The sequence below is a fragment of the Actinomycetospora sp. NBRC 106378 genome, from assembly GCF_030269685.1.
GTDB lineage: Bacteria > Actinomycetota > Actinomycetes > Mycobacteriales > Pseudonocardiaceae > Actinomycetospora.
Genome location: NZ_BSTT01000002.1, coordinates 833,976 through 855,417, shown reverse-complemented (window position 1 = coordinate 855,417; position 21,442 = coordinate 833,976). Strand labels below are relative to the sequence as shown.

The window sequence follows — 21,442 nt, the reverse complement described above, 5'->3', positions numbered from 1 at the left end:
CCGTCCCATCGTAGGCGTGGCTGTCGGCGGGAGACGGAGCGCAGCGGAGCTCGACCCTGGATGTCGGGGGGTCTCGCTAGTGTCGCGTCACGTTCCGGGGGCCGGTCGGGTCGAGCGGGTGGACCGGGCAGAGCGAGGGAGAAGCGGATGAGCATCGGCACGCACGCGGCGGACACGCACGAGCGGATCCGTGTCCTCGGGGCGCGGGAGAACAACCTGCGCGACGTCGACGTCGACCTGCCGAAGCGCCGGCTGACCGTGTTCACGGGCGTGTCGGGCTCGGGCAAGAGCTCCCTGGTGTTCGCCACGATCGCGGCGGAGTCCCAGCGGCTGATCAACGAGACGTACCCGTCGTTCGTGCAGGGCTTCATGCCGACGCTCGCGCGGCCGGACGTGGACGTCCTCGACGGGCTGACCACCGCGATCATCGTCGACCAGCAGCGCCTCGGCGCCGACCCGCGCTCCACCGTCGGCACCGCGACCGACGCCGGGGCGATGCTGCGCATCCTGTTCAGCCGCCTCGGCGAGCCCTACGTCGGGTCCGCGCAGGCGTTCTCGTTCAACGTGGCGTCGGTCAGCGGCGCCGGCGCGGTGAGCACCACGAAGAACGGCCGGGAGGTCCGGGAGCGCCGCGAGTTCTCGATCACCGGCGGCATGTGCCCGCGGTGCGAGGGCCGGGGAGCGGTGTCCGACTTCGACCTCACCGCGCTCTACGACGCCTCGAAGTCGCTCGACGAGGGGGCGATCACCATCCCGGGCTGGTCGATGGACGGGTGGTTCGGGCGCATCTTCAAGGGCAGCGGCTTCCTCGACCCGGCGAAGCCGATCGCGCGGTACACGAAGCGCGAGCTGGACGACCTGCTCCACAAGGAGGCCACGAGGATCCAGGTCGACGGCATCAATCTCACCTACGAGGGGCTCATCCCGAAGATCCAGCGCTCGATGCTGTCCAAGGACCGGGAGGCGATGCAGCCGCACATCCGCGCCTTCGTCGACCGGGCCGTCGTGTTCACCACCTGCCCCGACTGCGACGGCACCCGGCTCACCGCGGCGGCCCGGTCGGCCCGCATCCGCGGGGTGAACATCGCCGAGGCGAGTGCGATGCAGATCAGCGACCTGGCCGCGTGGGTCCGCACGATCGACGTGCCGTCGGTGAAGCCGCTGGTGGAGTCGCTGTCGCACACCCTCGACTCGTTCGTCCGCATCGGGCTGGGCTACCTGAGCCTCGAGCGCCCGTCGGGCACGCTGTCCGGCGGCGAGGCGCAGCGGACGAAGATGATCCGCCACCTCGGGTCGGCGCTCACCGACGTGACCTACGTCTTCGACGAGCCGACGATCGGGCTGCACCCGCACGACATCGCCCGGATGAACGAGCTGCTGCTCGCGCTGCGCGACAAGGGCAACACCGTGCTCGTCGTCGAGCACAAGCCCGAGACGATCGCGATCGCCGACCACGTCGTCGACCTCGGGCCGGGCGCGGGCACCGAGGGCGGCACCATCCGGTTCGAGGGCACCGTCGACGAGCTCCGCGCGAGCGGCACCGTCACCGGCCGCCACCTCGACGACCGCGCCGCGCTCAAGGACGCGGTGCGGACGCCGACGGGGCAGCTCGGGATCCGGGGCGCGAGCACGCACAACCTGCGCGACGTCGACGTCGACGTCCCGCTCGGGGTGCTGGTGGCGCTCACCGGCGTCGCGGGGTCGGGCAAGAGCTCGCTGATCACCGGGTCGGTCGCCGGGCTGGACGGCGTGGAGGTGGTCGACCAGACCCCCATCCGCGGGTCGCGGCGCAGCAATCCGGCCACCTACACGGGGCTGCTGGAGCCGATCCGCAAGGCGTTCGCCAAGGCCAACGGCGTCAAGCCCGCCCTGTTCAGCGCGAACTCCGAGGGCGCCTGCCCGAACTGCAACGGCGCCGGGGTGATCGACACCGACCTCGGGGTCGTGGCGTCGGTGTCGGTGCCCTGCGAGGTGTGCGAGGGGAAGCGGTTCTCCGCGGACGTCCTGGAGTACCGCTTCGGCGGACAGGACATCAGCGAGGTGCTGGGCATGTCGGTGGCGGAGGCCGAGGCCTTCTTCGCCGACGGGGAGGCCAAGCTCCCGGCGGCCCACCGGGTGCTGGCGCGCCTGGTCGACGTCGGGCTCGGCTACCTGCGGCTCGGCCAGCCCCTGAACACGCTCTCCGGCGGGGAGCGGCAGCGTCTCAAGCTCGCCGACCACCTCGGGTCGAAGGGCGGGATCTTCGTCCTCGACGAGCCGACCACCGGCCTGCACCTCGCCGACGTCGAGGCCCTCCTCGGGTTGCTCGACCGGCTCGTCGACGCCGGCACGTCGGTGATCGTCATCGAGCACCACCAGGCCGTGATGGCCCACGCCGACTGGATCATCGACCTCGGCCCGGGGGCCGGCCACGACGGCGGGCAGGTCGTGTTCACCGGAACGCCCGCCGAGCTCGTCGCGAGCCGGTCGACGCTGACCGGCGAGCACCTGGCCGACTACGTGCGGTCGCCCGCGACGTAGCCGGGGGCGATCCACGGTGGGAGGCGGTCGGGGATCTCGACCACCACCCGGTGATCGCGGAACACGACCTCGGCGAGCCGGCCGTCGAGCGTGATCTCGACCGGCTCGAGGTTCTCCGGCTCACCCGGGTCTCCACCGATCGCCGCGGCGACGAACGCCCGCATCGGTCCGGAGTGGGTGCTGACCAGCGCGATCTCGTTCCGGGCCGCGAGCGCGATGATCCCGGCCCAGAGCCGGTAGACCGCGATCTGGGGCGGCTCGAAGCGCAGCGTGGTGGAGGTCAACCAACGATCGATCGGCCCGCCGGCCTTCGACAGCTCGCCGTAGTTCGTGTCGAAGCGGTCGAACTCGAGCGCCCAGTCCGGGTCGGCGCCGCTGCCCGGGTCGAGGGCGCGGCGGTCCTTCGCGACCCCGGAGGACTCCCGCGCCGCCCCGTCGTGGAAGAACTGCAGGCTGTCGAAGTGCGTGTCCGGCTCGAGCCCGCCGAGCACCAGGCCGTGGTCGTCGCCGAGCGCCTCGACCACGGTCGCACGCAGGGTCACCGCCGTCGCCGTGCCGCGGGCGGTCGGGGCGTGCGGGAACCGGACCCGGGTCCCCGGCGGAGCGGTGGCGGCGAGTTCCTTCGCGAGCTGCCGCCCCCGGTCGCGGGCCTGGGACTCCCCCAGCTCGGTCAGCCCGAGATCGCCGAGGTAGCCGTGGGTCTCGCCGTGGCGCAGGAGGACGACGCGGTACATCGCCCCACCGTGCCGGACCGGCCCGGCGGAGTTCCACCCGTCGGTTGCGGTCCGGCGAACACGGCCGCGACGGGCACGCCAGGCATGCCCGGGCAGCCTCGGACCTGCCTGGCGTCACCCTCGCGCCGACCCGGCGGGTCCGGACCCGCAGCGAGGTGGACCTCAGGCATCCTCACGAACCGCCGGACCTGCCTGGCGTCACCCTCGCGGACGACCGGGTGCGCGGGCAGGGGTGGGCGCAGCAGGATTCGAACCTGCGACCGACGGCTTGTAAGGCCGGCGCTCTACCGCTGAGCTATGCGCCCCTCGACGGGCCCCGGGAACGGTACCCGGGGCCCGCCGTCGGGAACGGACACCGTCTCAGGCGGAGGCCTTGAGCTGCTCGATCGCGTCCTTCCAGCCCTGCTGGTCGCGGGCCTCGCCGGGCCCGTTCTGCTCGGCGAAGCGGACGACACCGTCACGGTCGATGAGGAACGTGCCGCGGAAGGAGAAGCCGAGGTCGGCGGAGAACACGCCGTAGCTCGCGCCGGTCGCGCCGTGCGGCCAGAAGTCCGAGAGCAGCGGGAAGCTGTAGCGCTCCTGGTCGGCCCACGCCTTCAGCGTCGGCACCGGGTCGCAGGAGACGCCGATGAGCTGGACGTCGTCGTTGACGTAGGCCGACAGGTCGTCGCGCGCCTCGCAGAACTCCCCGGTGCAGATCCCGGAGAACGCGAACGGGTAGAAGACCAGGAGCACGGCCTTCTTGCCACGGAAGTCCGCGAGCGAGACCTCCTCACGGTCCTGGTTGGGGAGCGTGAACTCGGGGGCCTGGGATCCGACCTCGACCGTCATGGCGCGTGCGTCTCCTCGTGAGGGTGTTCCGGCTGGTGCCGGCGCCACCCTATCGACCTCAGCGCCGTCGGTTGCCTCCCGACTTCGGCGCGACCAGCCGCGTCCCGACCCAGCCCTCGGAGATGTTGACGTTCGAGGTCTGGGAGAGCCCCGCCGTCGGGGCCGCCTCGGCGATCTCGGAGGGCTCCACGTGGCCCTCGTGACCGGTCTTGGGCGTCAGCACCCAGACCACGCCGTTGTCGTCGAGGGGTCCACGGGCGTCCATGAGGGCGTCGACGAGGTCACCGTCGTCGTCCCGCCACCACATGAGGACCACGTCGACGACCTCCTGCGCGTCCTCGTCGAGGAGATCTTCGCCGGAGCGTTCCTCGATCGCGGACCGGACGTCGCCGTCGACGTCGGAGCCCCAGCCCACTTCCTGGACGATCATCCCCGGCTCGACCCCGAGCTTGCTGGCCAGATCACTCCGGCTGCCGTCGGAGTCCCCCGCGGCCGCGACCACGTCTCCCGTCCCTCCTCCGTGTCCGGGCGCACCCCGATGGGTCCGCCACCCCGACGCCCCGCCGGGGCCTCGTGACGGACAGCGAACACGGCCGGGGTGCCGGATGCAACCAGCCACGCGGCCGGTACCCCTCCCGACGGCCCGGCGCCGGACGACACGACCGGCCGTGCCTACCGGCCGGTAGAGATGACGTTCCGGCGACACGGGGTGACCATGGAGGGGCCCGACGGAGAACTCGCGGGCAGAATCGGTTCCGATCGTCCGCGTCACACCCGACCGGCGGGCCAGGAACAGGACCAGAGCACGAGGAGTGGCAGCAGTTGTCAGCGCAGAACGACTCCCGTAACGACAACCGCGTGCACGTCATCCGGGACGGGCTGTCCACGCACCTGCCGGACATCGATCCGGACGAGACCGCCGAGTGGATCGAGTCCTTCGACGGCGTGCTCGACTCGGCGGGGCAGCAGCGGGCGCGGTTCCTCATCCTGCAGCTGCTCCAGCGCGCCCGGGAGCGCCGCGTGGCGGTGCCGTCCCTGTTCTCCACCGACTACGTCAACACCATCCCCACCGACCAGGAGCCGTGGTTCCCGGGCGACGAGGAGACCGAGCGTCGGTACCGCGCCTGGATCCGCTGGAACGCGGCGGCGATGGTGCACCGGGCGCAGCGCCCCGGCGTCGGGGTCGGCGGGCACATCTCGACGTACGCGTCGGCCGCCTCGCTCTACGAGGTCGGCTTCAACTGGTTCTTCCGCGGCAAGGACCACCCGGGCGGCGGCGACCACGTCTACATCCAGGGCCACGCCTCCCCCGGCATCTACGCCCGCGCCTTCCTCGAGGGCCGCCTGGGCGCCGAACACCTCGACGGGTTCCGCCAGGAGCTCTCGCACGCCGGGCCGGGCGGCGGCCTGCCGTCCTACCCGCACCCGCGGCTCATGCCGTGGTTCTGGGAGCACCCGACGGTGTCGATGGGCCTCGGCCCGATCAACGCGATCTTCCAGGCCCGCTTCGACAAGTACCTGCACAACCGCGGCCTGAAGGACACCGCCCAGCAGCACACCTGGGCGTTCCTCGGCGACGGCGAGATGGACGAGCCGGAGTCGCGCGGCGCGATCCACGTCGCCGGGGCCGAGGGCCTGGACAACCTGACCTTCGTCGTCAACTGCAACCTGCAGCGCCTCGACGGGCCGGTGCACGGCAACGGCAAGGTCATCCAGGAGCTGGAGTCGTTCTTCCGCGGCGCCGGTTGGAACGTCGTCAAGGTCATCTGGGGCCGGGAGTGGGACCGGCTGCTGCACGCCGATCGGGACGGCGCGCTGATCAACCTCATGAACACCACGCCGGACGGCGACTTCCAGACCTACAAGGCCAACGACGGCGCCTACGTCCGCGAGCACTTCTTCGGCCGCGACCCGCGGACGAAGGACCTCGTCAAGGACCTCTCCGACGACGACGTGTGGAACCTCAAGCGCGGCGCCCACGACTACCGCAAGGTCTACGCCGCCTACCAGGCCGCGATGGAGCACGAGGGTCGCCCGACGGTCATCCTGGCCAAGTCGATCAAGGGCTACACGCTCGGCCCGACGTTCGAGGGCCGCAACGCGACCCACCAGATGAAGAAGCTGACGCTGCAGGACCTCAAGACCTTCCGCGACGAGGTCCGCGTCCCCATCAGCGACGCCGAGCTCGAGCGCGACCCGTACCTGCCGCCGTACTACCACCCCGGCAAGGAGGCGCCCGAGATCCAGTACATGCTCGAGCGCCGCCGCCAGCTCGGCGGCCCCTCGCCGGAGCGCCGCCTGCGCCACCAGCCGCTCGTGCTGCCGGGCGACAAGGTCTACGAGGTCGTCAAGCGCGGCTCGGGCAAGCAGGAGATCGCCACGACGATGGCGTTCGTCCGGCTGGTCAAGGAGCTCACCCGCGACGCGAACATCGGCAAGCGGGTCGTCCCGATCATCCCCGACGAGGCCCGCACCTTCGGGATGGACTCGTTCTTCTCCAACCTGAAGATCTACAACCCGCTCGGCCAGCTCTACACCTCGGTCGACGCCGACCAGCTGCTCGCCTACCGCGAGTCGGAGACCGGGCAGCTGCTGCACGAGGGCATCAACGAGGCCGGGTCGGTCGCCTCGTTCACCGCCGTCGGGACGTCGTACTCGACGCACGGCGAGCCGATGATCCCGATCTACATCTTCTACTCGATGTTCGGCTTCCAGCGCACCGGTGACGGCATCTGGGCCGCCGCGGACCAGATGGCCCGCGGCTTCCTGCTCGGCGCGACGGCGGGTCGGACCACGCTGGTCGGCGAGGGCCTCCAGCACAACGACGGGCACTCGCACCTGCTCGCCGCGACCAACCCCGCCGTCGTCGCCTACGACCCCGCCTTCGCCTTCGAGATCGGGCACATCGTGCGCGAGGGCCTGCAGCGGATGTACGGCCAGGACGAGCAGGAGCACCCGCCCGCGGAGCCCGACCACGAGGCCTCGGCGTCGACCCGCCGGGACCCGAACGTCCTGTACTACCTGACCGTCTACAACGAGCCCTACCGGCAGCCGGCCGAGCCGGACGGGGTCGACGTCGACGGGCTGCTGCGCGGCCTCTACCGCTACGCCCAGGCCCCCGGCGGGCCGGGGCCGCGGGCTCAGATCCTCGCCTCCGGCGTCGCGATGACCTGGGCGCAGCGGGCCCAGGAGATGCTGGCGGGCGAGTGGGGCGTGCAGGCCGACCTGTGGTCGGCCACCTCCTACGGCGAGCTGCGCCGCGACGGCGTGGAGTGCGAGCAGCACAACCAGGCCCACCCCGAGCTCGAGGCCCGCACGCCGTACGTGACCACCGCGCTCGCCGAGGCGGCCGGTCCCGTCGTCGCGGTCTCGGACTGGATGCGCGCCGTGCCCGACCTCATCCGGCCCTGGGTGCCCGGCGACTACACCACGCTCGGCACCGACGGCTTCGGTCTGTCCGACACCCGGCCCGCCACCCGGAGGCACTTCGGGGTGGACGCCGAGAACGTCGTCGTGGCCGTCCTGGCGGCCCTCGCCCGACGCGGCGAGGTCGACCAGTCGACGGTCCGCGACGCCGCGGCCCGCTACCAGATCCACGACCCCCAGGCGGCCGGACCGCAGGAGTCGGACAGCGGGGTGGCCTGATCGCCGGGGACGGGGGCCGTCCCGTGACCGGGCGGTGACTTTTCCGGGCTCGGGGCTGGTTTCCTCCCCGGGGGATCCCGCTAGGCTGTCGCCGACCGCACGGTCCACCTCGTAGCCAACGGGGCCACCGGCGGGTCCGGCGGTTGGAGTACATCGCTCCGGCGGCGGCTCGAAGGCTGGGGGCAGGAAGAAGCCCCCGGGACATCGGTATGAGGAGCAGGAATGGCAGAAGGCACCGTCAAGTGGTTCAACAGCGAGAAGGGCTTCGGCTTCCTCGCTCCCGACGGTGGTGGCGCTGACGTCTTCGTCCACTACTCGGCGATCCAGTCTCGTGGGTTCCGGACCCTGGACGAGGGGCAGCGCGTCTCGTTCGACGTCGAGCAGGGCCAGAAGGGCCTGCAGGCCGTTCAGGTCACGCCGCTGTAAGTAGCGCGCACAACGCGTTCACCACGAGCGGGGCTCCGGCCGGCACCCGATGCCGGGCGGGGCCCCGTTCGTCGTTCCGGCTCCGACGAGGGGGTGTCGCCGTGACCCCGGTCTCCGCGGACACCTTCCGCCGCCTCGAGCTGGCCACCGGCGGGGTCGCCGGCGCCGGCGTCGCCGAGATGTCCGCCCGGCTGCCGTGGTTCGACCGCCTCACCGCCGACCAGCGGGCCGGGGTCCTCATGGTCACCCAGCTCGGCGCCGCCAACTTCGTCGCCTGGCTGCGCGACCCCGACGCGACGCCCCGCCTGACCGCCGAGGCCTTCCGCAGCGCCCCGCCCGACCTCGCACGCCAGATGACGCTGCGCCAGACCGTCGAGCTCGTCCGGATCGCCACCGAGGTCTTCGAGGAGCGCATCCCCGCCCTCGGCGGCAGCCGCACCGAGCGGGCCACCCTGGTCGCCGCCGTGCTGCGCTTCGGCCGGGAGGTCGCGTTCGCCGCGGCCACCGTCTACGCGTCCGCCGCCGAGGCGCGCGGCGCCTGGGACGCGCGGCTGGAGGCCCTCGTGGTCGACGCCGTGGTCCGCGGGGACCACGATTCGGCGGGGGCGGTCCTCTCCCGCGCCGCGGCCCTCGGCTGGGACCCGGCCGCGCGGGCCCGGGTGCTGGTCGGCAACCCGCCCGCCGCCGACCCCGACCCCCGGCGGCCCTCCGGGCCCGACCCCCTGCACGGCGTCCGCCGCGCCGCCTACCGCGCGGGGGCGGCGGTACTGCTCGGTGCGCACGGCCGCCACCTGCTGATGATCATGTCCGCGGACGAGGTTCCCGACGACGGGTCGGGGTTGCGCGGGGAGTCCAAGGCCGTCCTCACGCTCACCGACGCGTTCGGGCCGGGTCCGGTCGTCGCCGGGCCGGTGGTCGCCGGACTGCTGGAGGCCCACGAGTCGGCGGCCCGCGCCCTCGCCGGCCACCGCGCCGTCGCGGCCCGGCCCGGAGCGCCGCGCCCCGTCGCCGCGGACGACCTCCTGCCCGAACGCGTCCTGGCCGGGGACCGCTCGGCGGCCACCACGCTCGTCGAGGAGGTCGCCCGGCCGCTGCGGGAGGCGGGCGGGTCGCTCACCGAGACCGTCGAGTCCTACCTCGACCACGCCGGCGTGCTCGAGGCGTGCGCGCGGACCCTCTACGTGCACCCCAACACCGTCCGCTACCGCCTGCGTCGAGTGGCCGACCTCACCGGCTCCCACCCGGGTGACGCGCGCGGCGCGACGTTGTTGCGAATGGCCATCGCGCTCGACCGGCTCCGCACGAGCGGCGCCGCACCGGAGCCGGACCCGACCATCTGACCTGCACCGATGACGTCGTCAACGTGGTCCCGACGCGGATCCGGCCGGGTCGGCCGATGCCGGGCGGCCCGCCGTCGGGAAGGGTTGTTGTCGGGACCCCACAACGAACCCCGCCGAGGATTCGTCACCGCACGAGCTGCTGATGACCTCCCGCCCGTGATGGAGTACGTGTCGTGATCGCGATCCTCGCGCCCGGTCAGGGCGCCCAGAAGCCGGGGATGCTGGCGCCGTGGCTGGAGCGGCCCGGCGCCCGGGAGCGGCTGGCCGAGTTCTCCACCGCCGCCGGGCTGGACCTCGAGCACCTGGGCACCGAGGCCGACGCGGACGCGATCGCGGACACCGCCGTCACGCAGCCGCTGCTCGTCGCGAGCGCCCTGCTGTCGTGGGAGGCGCTCCGGGAGGAGCTGGGCGGCGAGCTCCCCGAGGGCACCGTCGTCGCGGGCCACTCCGTCGGGGAGATCGCCGCCGCGGCCATCGCCGGTGTGCTCGCGCCCGACCGGGCCGTCGCGCTCGCCGCCGTCCGCGGGAAGGAGATGGCCGCGGCCTGCGCGGTGGAACCGACGAGCATGGCGGCGGTCCTCGGTGGGGACTCCGACGACGTGCTCGCGGTGCTGTCGTCACACGACCTCGAGCCGGCCAACCGCAACGGGGCCGGTCAGGTGGTCGCGGCCGGGCGCACGAGCGACATCGAGGCGCTGGCCGCCGAGCCGCCGGAGGGGGCCCGGGTCCGCCCGCTCGCCGTCGCCGGCGCCTTCCACACCCGCTTCATGGAGCCGGCCGAGAAGGCGCTGGGCGCGTGGGTCGCCGAGCACCGCTCCGAGCTGGCCCCGGCCGACCCGAGCACCCCCCTGCTCTCCGACGCCGACGGCGCCGTCGTCACCTCCGGGGACGACATGCTCGACCGCCTCGTCGCGCAGGTGACGCTCTCGGTGCGGTGGGACGCCTGCATGGACACCCTGCGCGAGCGCGGCATCACCGCCGCGATCGAGCTCACCCCCGCCGGGACGCTGACCGGGATGGTCAAGCGCCAGATCAAGGGCACCGCCACCGTGAACGTCTCCACCCCCGACCACCTCTCGTCCGCCGTCGAGACCCTGCGGGGCACGTCGTGACGTCGCTGCGCACCGCTGCGCCGGTCGCCGGGGCCCGCATCATCGGGCTGGGCAGCTCCCAGCCCGACCGCGTCGTCACCAACCACGAGCTCGCGCAGCGCGTCGAGACCGACGACGCGTGGATCCGCAGCCGCGTCGGCATCGTCGAGCGCCGCTTCGCCGCGGACACCGACTCCGTCGTCTCCATGGGCGCCGACGCCGGGTCGAAGGCCCTCGCCGACGCCGGGATCGCCCCCACCGACCTCGACGCCGTCATCGTGGCCACCTGCACCATGCCCAACCCCATCCCGAACGCGGCGGCGCAGCTCTCCGACCGCGTCGGGGTGAACGGGATCGCCGCGTTCGACCTCAACGCCGCGTGCGCCGGCTTCTGCTACGGCGTGGGCGTCGGCTCGGACATGATCCGCGCCGGGAGCGCCCGCAACGTCCTCGTCGTCGGGTCGGAGAAGCTGAGCGACTGGCTCGACATGGACGACCGCAGCGTCTGCATCATCTTCGCCGACGCCGCCGGGGCGGCCGTGCTGACCGCGGCCGAGACCCCCGAGGAGGTCGGGGTCGGCCCCGTCGTGCTGGGAGCGGCCGGCGACCTCGTCAAGACCATCGGCATCGACGAGCAGAACTACCTCCGCCAGGAGGGCCAGGCGGTGTTCCGCTGGGCCACCACGAAGATCGCGCCGGTCGCGCTGCAGGCGATCGAGCGGGCGGGTCTCACCCCGGCCGACATCGACGTGCTCGTCCCCCACCAGGCGAACCTGCGGATCGTCGAGGCGATCGCGAAGAAGCTGCGGTCCGAGGGGGCGCGCGACGACCTCGTGGTCGCCGACGACATCGTGTACTCCGGCAACACCAGCTCGGCGTCGATCCCGATGGCGATCGACCACATGCGCGCCGCGGGGCGCGTGCGGTCCGGGGACGTCGCCCTGCTGGTCGGGTTCGGAGCCGGCCTGTCGTACGGCGGCCAGGTCGTCGTCCTCCCCTAACCTCCTCGCCGGCACCACCGTCGGCAATCAACGAAAGGAACCCGAGTGGCCTCCAAGGAAGAGATCCTCCCCGACCTCGCGAGCATCGTCGAGGAGGTGGCCGGCGTCGACGCCTCCGAGGTGACCCCGGAGAAGTCGTTCGTCGACGACCTCGACATCGACTCGCTCTCCATGGTCGAGATCGCCGTCCAGGCGGAGGACAAGTTCGGGGTCAAGATCCCCGACGACGAACTCGCGAAGCTCACCACCGTGTCCGACGCCGTCGACTACATCTCCTCCCACTCGTGAGCGCCGCCGGCCAGGGGGTCGTCGTCACCGGGATGGGAGCGACGACCCCGCTCGGCGGAGACGTGCAGTCCACCTGGGACGGTCTCCTGGCCGGTGCCAGCGGGACGCGCCCGCTGTCGGAGGACTACGCCCGCTTCGAGCTGCCGGTCGACTTCGCCTCGCAGCTCGCGGTCGAGCCGTCCGAGGTCCTCAAGCGGGTCGAACTGCGCCGCCTCGACCGGTCCGAGCAGGTCGCGATCATCGCGGCCCGCCAGGCCTGGGAGCACGCGGACCTCGGGGACTACCCCTCGACCGACGGCGGGTCGCCCAAGGTCGACGGGCTGCGCCTCGCCGTCATCATCGGCACCGGCATCGGCGGGGCCACCACCCTGCTCAACCAGGACGACCTGCTCGAGCAGCAGGGCCTGCGCAAGGTCGCCGTCCTGACCATCCCCATGCTCATGCCCAACGGGCCCGCGGCCCACGTGGGGCTCGAGTTCGGTGCGGCGGCCGGCATCCACGCCCCGGTTTCGGCCTGCGCCTCCGGCGCCGAGGCGATCGCCTGGGCGTGGCGGATGCTGCAGGCCGACGAGGTCGACGTCGTCGTCGCCGGTGGCGCCGAGGCGTGCATCGCGCCGATCACGCTCGCCGGGTTCTGCCAGGCCCGCACCATGGCCCACGACTGGGACGACCCGACCCAGGCCTCCCGCCCCTTCGACGCGAAGCGCAACGGCTTCGTGCTCGGCGAGGGCGCCGGCATGGTCGTGCTGGAGCGGGCCGAGTTCGCGGAGGCCCGTGGCGCGACGGTCCACGGTCGGCTCGCCGGGATCGGTACCACCGCCGACGCCTACCACATCACGGCGCCGGATCCCGAGGGCACGGGTCAGTCCCGGGCCATCGCGGCGGCCCTCCGGACGGCGGGCGTCGACCCGGCCGACGTCGGGCACGTGAACTGCCACGCGACGTCGACCCCGGTCGGCGACGTGGCCGAGACGGTCGCGGTCCGCAAGGCGATCGGCGACCACCCGGTGCTGACCGCACCCAAGGGCTCGCTCGGCCACCTGCTCGGTGCCGCCGGGGCCGTGGAGGCGATCGCCACGATCCTCGCGGTCAAGGAGGGCCAGATCCCGCCGACCGCGAACCTGACCGACCTCGACGGCGACGTCGAGCTCGACGTGGTCTCCGGCGAGGCGCGCAAGGTGTCCCTCGACGCGGCCGTGAACGACTCGTTCGGGTTCGGCGGGCACAACGTGAGCTTGTGCTTTTGTAGGTGAGCTTCGCTCAGGTGAGCACTAATCCGTGTCCAGGCACGGATTAGTGCTCACCTGCTCGCGCAGCGGGCACACGGCACGAACTCCCCCGGCCACCCGAGCTGACGAAGCCGCCTCCACACCGTGCGGGCCGTAGCGCAGGCGTCGCCGTGGATCTCCTCGTAGCCGAACGTCAGTCGGGCCCTGCCCTCGAGTTCGGCCGCGTTGTCGCGGGCGCGGTCGCTCCGGGCCGTGCGACGGTTCGCGTGATAGATCCAGCCGTCGAGCCTGACGATGAGAACACCGAACGGCATCCGGTACTCGACGTCCTCGTACCGGTTGGTGTCGCCGACGCGGTGGAGCACCTGACGGGTCCCGGCAGGCAACCCGTGGGCCAGCTCGACGTCGGTCACGTACCCGAGTTCGAGGACCGAGCCGACCCCCTCCACCAGGAGTTCCGCGGCGGCGCGGAGCGCCTTGCCGTACCGACGGGGGCGGCGGAGGTCCAGGTTCTCGAGGATCGTCGATCCCGGCAGTCGCGCTGCTGCGGCACCCGCTGTCAGGAAGCGCATCCCGTCGCGAGCCGTCGGCGCCTCGACCGCGAGATCGATCAACGTGACCACCTTCGTCGTCACCGGCGGGTCGGAATCGGTCAGCCCGATGTGCGCGAAGGCCTTGCTCCGATGGACGACGACGCCGTCGCACCCGCGGGCCGACGACCCGTACGGCACCGTGACGTGGACGGGCCTGCCGTCCCTGCCTCCACGCAGCCCGAGGACCGCGGCGGGCCGACTCGTGGCTGAGCATCGCCGGGCCACGGACGAAGAGGAGGGCCCCCTGCCGCCACATCTCGGCCGTCGGCTCGCCCGTGGCGGCCGCGTAGACCCCGTGGAAGAGCGGTCTCGTCCGACGGGCGGCGACGTCAGCCTCGATCTGCTCGTCGGTGGAGCCCGCACCGAGGGCCTGGGACCGGGCGAAGACGAGGTGTTGCCGGTGCAGGATCAGCTGCCACTCCTGGGAGTCCCTCACACCGGCTTGGACCGGCGCCGAGGCCAATCGGTTCCAGGTGGCTTCGCCAGGTGAGCACTAATCCGTGCCTGGACACGGATTAGTGCTCACCTGGCGTCAGCCACACGGAGTCCGCAGCGAACTCCCCGCCAACGGGTCCACGATCCGGAGCTGGCCCCGTTCGGTCACGATCGTCAACGACACCTGCCAGCACAGGCGGGCGGACGGGACGTCCGGGGGCGCGGCGGAGGGGTCCTGGGTGGTGATCCAGCCGGTGGGCACCACGTACTCGCCGCCGCCCACGGGATCGATGCGGCGCAGGATCGCGGAGCCCACCTTCACGGTCCGGTTCCGGTCGGCGAACTGGGCCTGGGAGACCGACGCGACCGAGGTGGCCGACGAGGTGGACACCCAGCCCACGTAGTCGCCGGCGTTGCGGGCGTCGACCTGGCGCTGGACGAGGTCGCGGATCTCGGCCGCGCGGGGGAACGCGGCGGCCGCGGGCGAGAGCGCGACGGTGGGGGGGCCGGCCGACCCGTCGTCGGGAAGGGCGACGCCGGCGAGCGCGGGTCCGGTGTCGCCGAGGGCGTCACGGGCGGTCCCGGCGGCGCGGCCGGCGAGCAGCGCCGCGACCGTCCCCAGGGCTGCGAGCACCAGCACCAGGGCGATCGGCACGGTCACCGCGGGCCGCCAGAGTCGCATGGCGACATCGAACCAGCCCGGGTCAGCCCACCTGGTGCAGCCACCCCACGGCGGAGCCGTCGCCGGCGAAGCGGTAGGGCTCGAGGGCGTCGTCCCAACGCCGGCCGAGCAGCTCGTCGAGCCGGTGGTGGAGCGCGTCGGGCCCGGACCGGCGGGCCGCGGCCATCGCCGAGCGCAGCTGGTCCTCGCCGATCACGACGTCGCCGTTGGCGCTCGTGCGGCCGTGCCACAGGCCCAGTCCGGGGACGTGCGAGAAGCGTTCGCCGTCCGTGCCGGGGCTCGGGTCCTCGGTCACCTCGAACCGGAGCATGCCCCAGGCCCGCAGCGCGCTCGCCAGCCGCGCGGCGGTCCCGACCTGCCCCGTCCAGGAGCACTCGGCCCGCATCTGGCCCGGAGCCGCGTCCTGTGCGGTCCAGTCCAGCTGAACACGGGCGTCCAGGACGCCCGAGATGGCCCACTCGACGTGCGGATTGACCGCAGGCGGCGACGAGTGGACGTAGATCACGCCACGGGTGCTCACTGCTGACCTCCGGTCGAGACGAGAAGCGTCTTCCCCAACGTCCTCGAACTCGGTCCTCGGGCTCGCGATGACCAACCGGTGCAGCAGTGTGCCCGCTGAGACCCCTGATGCGCCAGTGATCGGCGCACCTCGGCGTGTCGCGACCCGGTCGACCGTGGATCCCGACCCCGTCCATCGCCTAGCGTGAGCGACCGATGACGGGGGGCGACCAGCGGGGCGACGAGCGGCCGGCGACGTTCCGGGACGCCCTCGCCGTCCCCGCCTTCCGGTGGCTCTGGCTCGGCCAGCTGCTCTCGATCCTGGGCGACCAGGTCGCCCGGGTCGCGCTCTCGGTCCTGGTGTTCGACCGCACCGCCTCGGCCGCCCTCACCGCGCTGACCTACGCGCTGACGTTCCTGCCCGACCTCGTCGCCGGCCCGCTGCTCTCCGGGCTCGCCGACCGGTTCCCCCGACGACGAGTCATGGTCGTCACCGACGTCGTGCGGGCCCTCCTGGTGGCCGCCATGGCCGTGCCCGGGATGCCGCTGCCCGCGCTGGCGACCCTCCTGGTGGCGGGTCAGCTGCTGGCGGCCCCGTTCCTCGCCGCACGCTCGGCGATCCTCCCCCACCTGCTCACCGGCGACCGCTACGTCGCGGGCAACGCCGTCATCAGCACGACCTACCAGGTCGCGCAGGTCCTCGGCTTCGCCCTCGGCGGCCCGCTGGTCGCCCTCCTCGGGGTCTCCCCCGCCCTGGCGGCGAACGCCGCGACGTTCCTCGTCTCCGCGGTCGTCCTCCGGCTCGGCGTCCCCGAACAGGCGGTTCCCGACGCCGGGTCGGTGCGGCCGGGGCTGCGCGGCGAGGCCGCGCGGGTGGTCGCCGGGGCGCGCGTGGTGGGCGCCGACCCGCGGCTGCGCGCGCTGATCGGGCTGGCGTGCATCTCGGCGTTCGTCGTCACCGTCGAAGGCCTCGCGGCGCCGTACGCGGCCGAGCTGGGGGTGGGGACGGCCGCCGTCGGACTCCTCCTCGCGGCGAATCCGCTGGGGCAGGTGGTCGGCATCCTCCTGCTCACGCGACTCGTGGCGCCGGCCCGGCGGCCGCGGCTGATCGGCCCGCTCGCGGTGGCGTCCTGCGTCCCGCTCGTCGTGTCGGCGTTCGGACCGCCGTTGTGGGTGCTGATCGTCGCCTGGGTGGTCTCGGGCATGGCGTGCGCCTACCAGGTGCCGGCGAACGCGACGTTCGTCGTGAGCGTCGACGACGCGCGCCGCGGCCAGGCGTTCGGCCTCGCGGTGACGGCGCTGCGGGTGACCCAGGGGGTCGGCGTGCTGCTCGCGGGCGTCCTGGCCCAGCGGACGACGCCGTCGGTCGCGGTGGCGGTCGGCGGGGCCGTGGGCGTCGTGGTGGCCGGCCTCGCGGCCCGGGCCTGGTCCCGGGCGTCGGCGCACCCGCCACGGCGCTCGAGCGGCCGCCGCGAGGACGCCGGGGAGGACACCGCCGAGGAGGCGGCGTGACCGGACGCACGAGAGCCGGCCAGGAGCCCGGAGGCCCCGGCCGGCGGCTCGGATGCGTTCTCGTTCAGCGCCAGTGGCAGTCGCGGACCCAGTTCGAGTCGACGACGTTCCAGTGCGAGTCCCGGTTCCAGTGCGAGTCGCGGTTCCAGTGCGAGTCGCGGTTCCAGTGCGAGTCGGGACGCATGAGTTCTCCTCCGGGACGTGTGCTCGGTCGCTTGCCGTGTCCGTCGCCGTCGCTCGTGCCGTGGTCGTGCCACGTCCGAGGACGACGTCAGTCACTCAACGTGTTCGCCTTCGGCACGGCGATCCGCAGGGGGGCCACCGAGCGCGACGACGGACGAGATCTATCGTGACTACCGTAGCCGTCGGTGACCAGACGACGACCAGGCGTCAACCATCCAGGTGAGATGCCACGAAAGGGTGATCCCTTCCGCAGCTCAACAGGCCGACCAGGTAGCGTTCAGTCGACTCCCGCGCCCCGACGGAGACGGCGCGGAGCGACCGATGCCGGCCCCCGGAGGCGACAGAACGTGACCGACTCGCGCGCCAGGCCATCGAGCCGGGACGGCGCGTTGGCCACCGTGCGTGACCGGAGCAGGCGGCTGGGTCCCCGGGGATGGGCCCTCTGGTCCCTGCCCCGCGGCCCACTGGCGTACATCCTCGTCATCGAGCTGGCGGCGGTCGCCGTCATCGTCTCGGCGCTGACCCTGGGGACCGCCGACCACGGGTGGACGGTGGCCGGGCTCCTGTTCCTCGGCGCGGTGACCCACGCGGAGGCCGCCCGGCACATCGAGCGGATCCGGATCTCGAAGGTCGACCGGCCCTTCATCGACCTCAAGTCGATGTGGACGTTCGCCGCGCTGCTGCTCACCCCGACCGGGCCGACCCTCGTGCTGGTCTGCGGCACCTTCGCGTACTGGTGGGTGCGCAACGGCCGCCACCACTCGGCGCCGCACAAGTGGATCTTCTCCTGGGCGACGGTCGTGCTCGGCACGGCCGCGGCCGGGCTGCTCCTGCCCGGCGTGGAGATCGGCACCCTGCTGCCGACCGCCGCCGGTCCCCTCGGCCTCGTGCTCATCGCTGCGGCCGCGATCGTCCGGTGGACCGTGAACCACGGCCTCGTCGTCGGCATCCTGTTGCTGACGTCGAAGGAGCGGTCGCTGCGCCGGCACCTCTCCAGCCCGGCGGACACCCTGCTCGGTCTCGGCGCCCTCGCCCTCGGGGCGGCCCTGGCCGTCCTGGCGGCCGCGTCGCCGTGGCTGGTCCCGATCCTGCTGGTCCCGGTGATCATGCTCCACCGCGGGGTGCTGGTGGACCAGTTCCGGCACGCCGCCCGGACCGACTCGAAGACCGGCCTCGCCAACGGCGCCGCGTGGAGCGAGGTCGCCGCCAAGGAGATCGCGCGTGCCGCCCGGCAGGATGTCGGGCTCGCGGTCCTCATGGTCGACCTGGACGAGTTCAAGGCCGTCAACGACCGCCACGGGCACCTCGTCGGGGACGAGGTGCTCCGGGCGGTGGCCGCGTCGCTGTCCGCGGAGGTCCGGGCCTACGACGCCGTGGGCCGGTTCGGCGGCGAGGAGTTCGTGGTGCTCCTCTCCGGCGTCGACCCCGCCGCCGCCACCGTGACCGCGGAGCGGCTGCGGAGCCGGATCGGGGACATCGACGTCCAGGTGCCGACCCCGATCGGCACCCTGGCCCGGGTGCAGGGCCTCACCGCGTCGATCGGCTGCGCGACGTGCTCGGCGGGGAGCCGGTCGGTCGACGAACTGCTCGCCGCCGCCGACGCGGCCCTGTACCGCGCGAAGCGTGCGGGCCGGAACCGCACCGTGGCGGCGGACCCGGCCTGAGGCGCTCCTAGCGGAACGCGGGCAGCCCGGTGAGCGCCTGACCGATCGACAGGGTGTGCATCTCCTCGGTGCCCTCGTAGGTCAGCACCGTCTCGAGGTTCGTCATGTGCCGGAACACCGGGTACTCGAGGGTGATCCCGTTGCCGCCGAGCACGGTGCGGGCGGTGCGGGCGACGTCGAGCGCGGCGTGCACGTTGGCCATCTTGCCGAAGCTGACCTGCGCCGGGTGCAGCTCGTGGGCGTCCTTGAGCCGACCGATGCGCGCCGCGGTGAGCGACGCCTGGTTCACGGCGACGACCATCTCGGCGAGCTTGCGCTGGGTGAGCTGGAAGCCCGCGATGGGGCGGCCGAACTGCTCGCGGCTCATCGCGTACGCCAGCGCCGCCTCGTAGCAGGCCCGCGCCGCGCCGACCGCACCCCAGAGGATGCCGTAGCGGGCCTCGTTGAGGCACGACAGCGGGCCCTTGAGCCCGGTGACCTCGGGGAACACCGCGTCGGCCGGCAGCCGCACGCCCTCGAGCACGAGCTCGGCGGTGAGCGACGCGCGCAGGGAGAGCTTGTGCTTCACCTCGTTCGCGGTGAACCCGGGGGTGTCGGTCGGCACGACGAAGCCGCGGATGCCCTTGCTCCCCTGGTCGGGGTCGGTCTGCGCCCACACCACGGCCACCTCGGCGAGGGTGCCGTTGGTGATCCACATCTTGGCGCCGTCGAGTACCCAGTCGTCCCCGTCGTGCCGCGCGCGGGTGCGCATCGAGCCGGGGTCGGACCCGGCGTCGGCCTCGGTGAGCCCGAAGCAGCCGAGGGCCTCACCGGTCGCCATCCGCGGCAGCCACTCCTGCTTGTGCGCCTCGGAGCCCCAGCGGTGGATCGCGAACATCGCGAGCGAGCCCTGCACCGACACGAACGACCGCAGACCCGAGTCGACCGCCTCCAGCTCGCGGCAGGCGAGGCCGTAGCTCGTGGCGTTGGTGCCGGCGCAGCCGTAGCCCTCGAGGTGCATGCCGAGCAGACCGAGCGAGCCCAGTCCCTTGGCGATGTCGCGCGGGAGGGTGTTCGACTCGTACCACTCGCTGATGCGGGGAGCGAGCTCCGCGGACGCGTAGTCGCGCACCGCGTCGCGGATGTCGCGTTCCTCCGCGGTCAGCTCGGCGTCGACGGCGAGGAAGTCACTGGGGTCGGGAGCCACCCGGCCACGTTAGGCGCTCCGCCCAGAACGTCGCGAATCCCGGGTGGAGGTCCAGGTCACCCACCTGGGCCAGCGGGACCCAGCGCAGTTCCGAGGCCTCCCCGTCCTGCGGCGTGAGCGGGACGGGCTCGTCGAGCGTGGCGTGCACGGTCGCGTAGCTCCACCCCCCGTGGTCGTCGGTCGAGACGTTCCCGACGACGGGTGCCGCCGGGTCGAGCCCGGTCTCCTCGACCGCCTCCCGCAGCGCCGCCTCGACGGCGGTCTCCAGCTCGTCACGGGCCCCGCCGGGGATGCCCCAGGTGTTGCCGTGGTGGCTCCAGAAGATGCGATGGGCGAGCAGCAGCCGGTCCTCCGCGACGAGCAGCAGCCCGGCCGCCCCGTAGCGCCCCCAGTGCCGGTGCCCCTGCCCGCAGGACACCCACCCGTCACCGTTCGCGCCGCGCGCCACCCGAGTCTCCCGTTCGTCCGCCGGTCCCTCCTGGGAACATCCCCCGTCGTGGACGCATCGACACGGCGCATGGGCGTCGAGGAGGAGCTGCTGCTCGTCGACCCCGACGACGGGAGCCCGCTCGGTCTGGCGCCGGCGGTGCTGCCCGCCGCGGACGACCTCGACGGCGAGATGCGGCCGGAGCAGGTGGAGACCGGCTCGGTGCCGCACACCGACGCCGACGCGCTCGACGCCGACCTCCGTCGCCGTCGGGTCGACGCCGCACGGGCCGCGCGGACGTCGGGCGCGGCCGTGGCCGCCCTGGCCACCTCCCCCGTGACGCCGGGACCCGCGACGTCGGTGGAGGGCCGCTACGGGCTCATCCAGGACCGTTTCGGGGCGATCGCCACCGCCCAGCTGACCAACGGCCAGCACGTCCACGTGGAGATCGGCTCCCGCGAGGAGGGCGTCGGCGTCCTCGACCGCATCGGTGAGTGGCTCCCGGTCCTGCGGGCGCTCTCCGCGAACTCGCCGTTCTGGCGGGGCGAGGACACGGGGTACGCGAGCTACCGGTCGCTGGTCTGGGCGCGGATGCCCTCGGCCGGGCCGTCGCGCGTGTTCGGCTCGGTCGCGGCCTACGACGCCGCCGTGGACGCCATGGTGGCGACCGACACGATCGTCGACGACGGGATGGTCTACTTCGACGCCCGCCTGGCCGCCCGGTTCCCGACCGTCGAGGTCCGCGTCGCCGACGTGTCCCTCACCGTCGACGACGCGGTGACGATCGCCCTGCTCTCCCGCGCCCTGGTCGCGACGGCCGCGGCCCGCTGGGAGGCCGGGGAGCCGCCGACCCCCTGGTCGATCGAGATGCTGCGGCTCGCGCACTGGCGGGCGGCGCGGTCGGGTTGCGTGGGTGTCGACGGCGAGACCGGTGTGCTCGTGCACCCCACGGGCGGGCGCCCGGTCCCGGCGCACGAGGCGGTGTCGGCCCTGCTGGAGCACGTCGACGACGCCCTCGGGGCCGACCGGCAGACCGTCCACGCGGGTGTGCGGCGGGTGCTGGACGGCGCGACGGGGTCCGCGGTGCAGCGGGCCGCCTTCGCCCGCGGGGGCGTGCGCGAGGTGGTGCGCTCCGCGCTCGTGGGCACCTGAGCGGG

Annotated in this window: 19 protein-coding genes and 1 tRNA gene; 11 read left to right on the top strand and 9 right to left on the bottom strand. The window is 73.2% G+C overall.

From position 1 onward, the window contains the following. Window positions 1-147 precede the first annotated feature (147 nt). On the top strand, window positions 148-2,520 hold the full coding sequence (locus QSK00_RS08385; RefSeq protein WP_285589476.1) for an ATP-binding cassette domain-containing protein: 2,373 nt from the start codon (window positions 148-150) through the stop codon (window positions 2,518-2,520). Here the strand turns inward: QSK00_RS08385 and QSK00_RS08380 are convergent. From QSK00_RS08380 to QSK00_RS08365, 4 genes are all read right to left on the bottom strand, one after another. Beyond that, on the bottom strand, window positions 2,496-3,254 hold the full coding sequence (locus tag QSK00_RS08380) for a histidine phosphatase family protein (protein ID WP_285589474.1): 759 nt from the start codon (window positions 3,252-3,254) through the stop codon (window positions 2,496-2,498). The two genes, QSK00_RS08385 and QSK00_RS08380, sit on opposite strands and share 25 nt — an antisense overlap. 233 nt (window positions 3,255-3,487) lie before the next feature. Continuing rightward, window positions 3,488-3,559: transfer RNA gene (locus tag QSK00_RS08375), tRNA-Val, on the bottom strand. 55 nt (window positions 3,560-3,614) lie between these two features. Next, window positions 3,615-4,085: a peroxiredoxin gene (locus QSK00_RS08370; protein ID WP_285589472.1), complete on the bottom strand. Its 471-nt coding sequence runs from the start codon at window positions 4,083-4,085 to the stop codon at window positions 3,615-3,617. A gap of 58 nt (window positions 4,086-4,143) precedes the next feature. Continuing rightward, entirely contained in the window at window positions 4,144-4,587 is a 444-nt protein-coding gene (locus QSK00_RS08365; protein ID WP_285589471.1) for a DUF3052 domain-containing protein, read from the bottom strand. Window positions 4,588-4,943: 356 nt separating this feature from the next. Between QSK00_RS08365 and aceE the strand changes: the two genes are divergently transcribed. From aceE to QSK00_RS08330, 7 genes are all read left to right on the top strand, one after another. Further along, complete coding sequence (gene aceE / locus QSK00_RS08360; protein WP_285589469.1) at window positions 4,944-7,730, top strand: pyruvate dehydrogenase (acetyl-transferring), homodimeric type; 2,787 nt, start codon at window positions 4,944-4,946, stop codon at window positions 7,728-7,730. Between the two features lie 222 nt (window positions 7,731-7,952). Continuing rightward, window positions 7,953-8,156, top strand: coding sequence for a cold-shock protein (locus QSK00_RS08355; protein WP_018331418.1), 204 nt, complete (start codon window positions 7,953-7,955; stop codon window positions 8,154-8,156). A 101-nt stretch (window positions 8,157-8,257) separates the two neighbouring features. Beyond that, window positions 8,258-9,496, top strand: a complete 1,239-nt coding sequence (locus tag QSK00_RS08350) for a PucR family transcriptional regulator (protein ID WP_285589468.1) — start codon at window positions 8,258-8,260, stop codon at window positions 9,494-9,496. Between the two features lie 173 nt (window positions 9,497-9,669). Further along, window positions 9,670-10,608, top strand: coding sequence for an ACP S-malonyltransferase (locus QSK00_RS08345; protein WP_285589467.1), 939 nt, complete (start codon window positions 9,670-9,672; stop codon window positions 10,606-10,608). After that, the gene (locus QSK00_RS08340; protein WP_285589465.1) at window positions 10,605-11,588 is read left to right on the top strand and encodes a beta-ketoacyl-ACP synthase III; all 984 of its coding nucleotides are present in this window, start codon (window positions 10,605-10,607) and stop codon (window positions 11,586-11,588) included. Before QSK00_RS08345 ends, QSK00_RS08340 begins: the two co-directional genes overlap by 4 nt. A gap of 45 nt (window positions 11,589-11,633) precedes the next feature. Then, a complete protein-coding gene (locus QSK00_RS08335; RefSeq protein WP_018331414.1) occupies window positions 11,634-11,876 on the top strand; it encodes an acyl carrier protein in 243 nt (80 codons plus the stop codon). After that, the gene (locus QSK00_RS08330) at window positions 11,873-13,129 is read left to right on the top strand and encodes a beta-ketoacyl-[acyl-carrier-protein] synthase family protein (RefSeq protein ID WP_285589462.1); all 1,257 of its coding nucleotides are present in this window, start codon (window positions 11,873-11,875) and stop codon (window positions 13,127-13,129) included. The genes QSK00_RS08335 and QSK00_RS08330 overlap by 4 nt, the downstream gene beginning before the upstream one ends. A gap of 47 nt (window positions 13,130-13,176) precedes the next feature. Here the strand turns inward: QSK00_RS08330 and QSK00_RS08325 are convergent, their stop codons facing one another. From QSK00_RS08325 to QSK00_RS08315, 3 genes are all read right to left on the bottom strand, one after another. Continuing rightward, window positions 13,177-13,719 carry a hypothetical protein gene (locus QSK00_RS08325; RefSeq protein WP_285589460.1) on the bottom strand — a complete coding sequence of 181 codons (543 nt, stop codon included), beginning with the start codon at window positions 13,717-13,719 and terminating at the stop codon, window positions 13,177-13,179. A 511-nt stretch (window positions 13,720-14,230) separates the two neighbouring features. Then, the gene (locus QSK00_RS08320; RefSeq protein ID WP_285589457.1) at window positions 14,231-14,815 is read right to left on the bottom strand and encodes a hypothetical protein; all 585 of its coding nucleotides are present in this window, start codon (window positions 14,813-14,815) and stop codon (window positions 14,231-14,233) included. 22 nt (window positions 14,816-14,837) lie between these two features. After that, window positions 14,838-15,335: a DUF3145 domain-containing protein gene (locus tag QSK00_RS08315; RefSeq protein WP_285589453.1), complete on the bottom strand. Its 498-nt coding sequence runs from the start codon at window positions 15,333-15,335 to the stop codon at window positions 14,838-14,840. A 194-nt stretch (window positions 15,336-15,529) separates the two neighbouring features. On the opposite strand from QSK00_RS08315, the gene QSK00_RS08310 reads away from it, so the two are divergent. Continuing rightward, a complete protein-coding gene (locus tag QSK00_RS08310) occupies window positions 15,530-16,825 on the top strand; it encodes an MFS transporter (protein WP_285589451.1) in 1,296 nt (431 codons plus the stop codon). Window positions 16,826-17,406: 581 nt separating this feature from the next. Continuing rightward, entirely contained in the window at window positions 17,407-18,672 is a 1,266-nt protein-coding gene (locus tag QSK00_RS08305; protein WP_285589528.1) for a GGDEF domain-containing protein, read from the top strand. A 7-nt stretch (window positions 18,673-18,679) separates the two neighbouring features. Here the strand turns inward: QSK00_RS08305 and QSK00_RS08300 are convergent, their stop codons facing one another. Further along, the gene (locus tag QSK00_RS08300; protein ID WP_285589449.1) at window positions 18,680-19,858 is read right to left on the bottom strand and encodes an acyl-CoA dehydrogenase family protein; all 1,179 of its coding nucleotides are present in this window, start codon (window positions 19,856-19,858) and stop codon (window positions 18,680-18,682) included. After that, on the bottom strand, window positions 19,839-20,306 hold the full coding sequence (locus QSK00_RS08295) for an NUDIX hydrolase (protein ID WP_285589447.1): 468 nt from the start codon (window positions 20,304-20,306) through the stop codon (window positions 19,839-19,841). Before QSK00_RS08295 ends, QSK00_RS08300 begins: the two co-directional genes overlap by 20 nt. A 48-nt stretch (window positions 20,307-20,354) precedes the next feature. Between QSK00_RS08295 and QSK00_RS08290 the strand changes: the two genes are divergently transcribed. Next, a complete protein-coding gene (locus QSK00_RS08290) occupies window positions 20,355-21,437 on the top strand; it encodes a carboxylate-amine ligase (protein WP_285589444.1) in 1,083 nt (360 codons plus the stop codon). The last annotated feature ends 5 nt before the right edge of the window (window positions 21,438-21,442 follow it).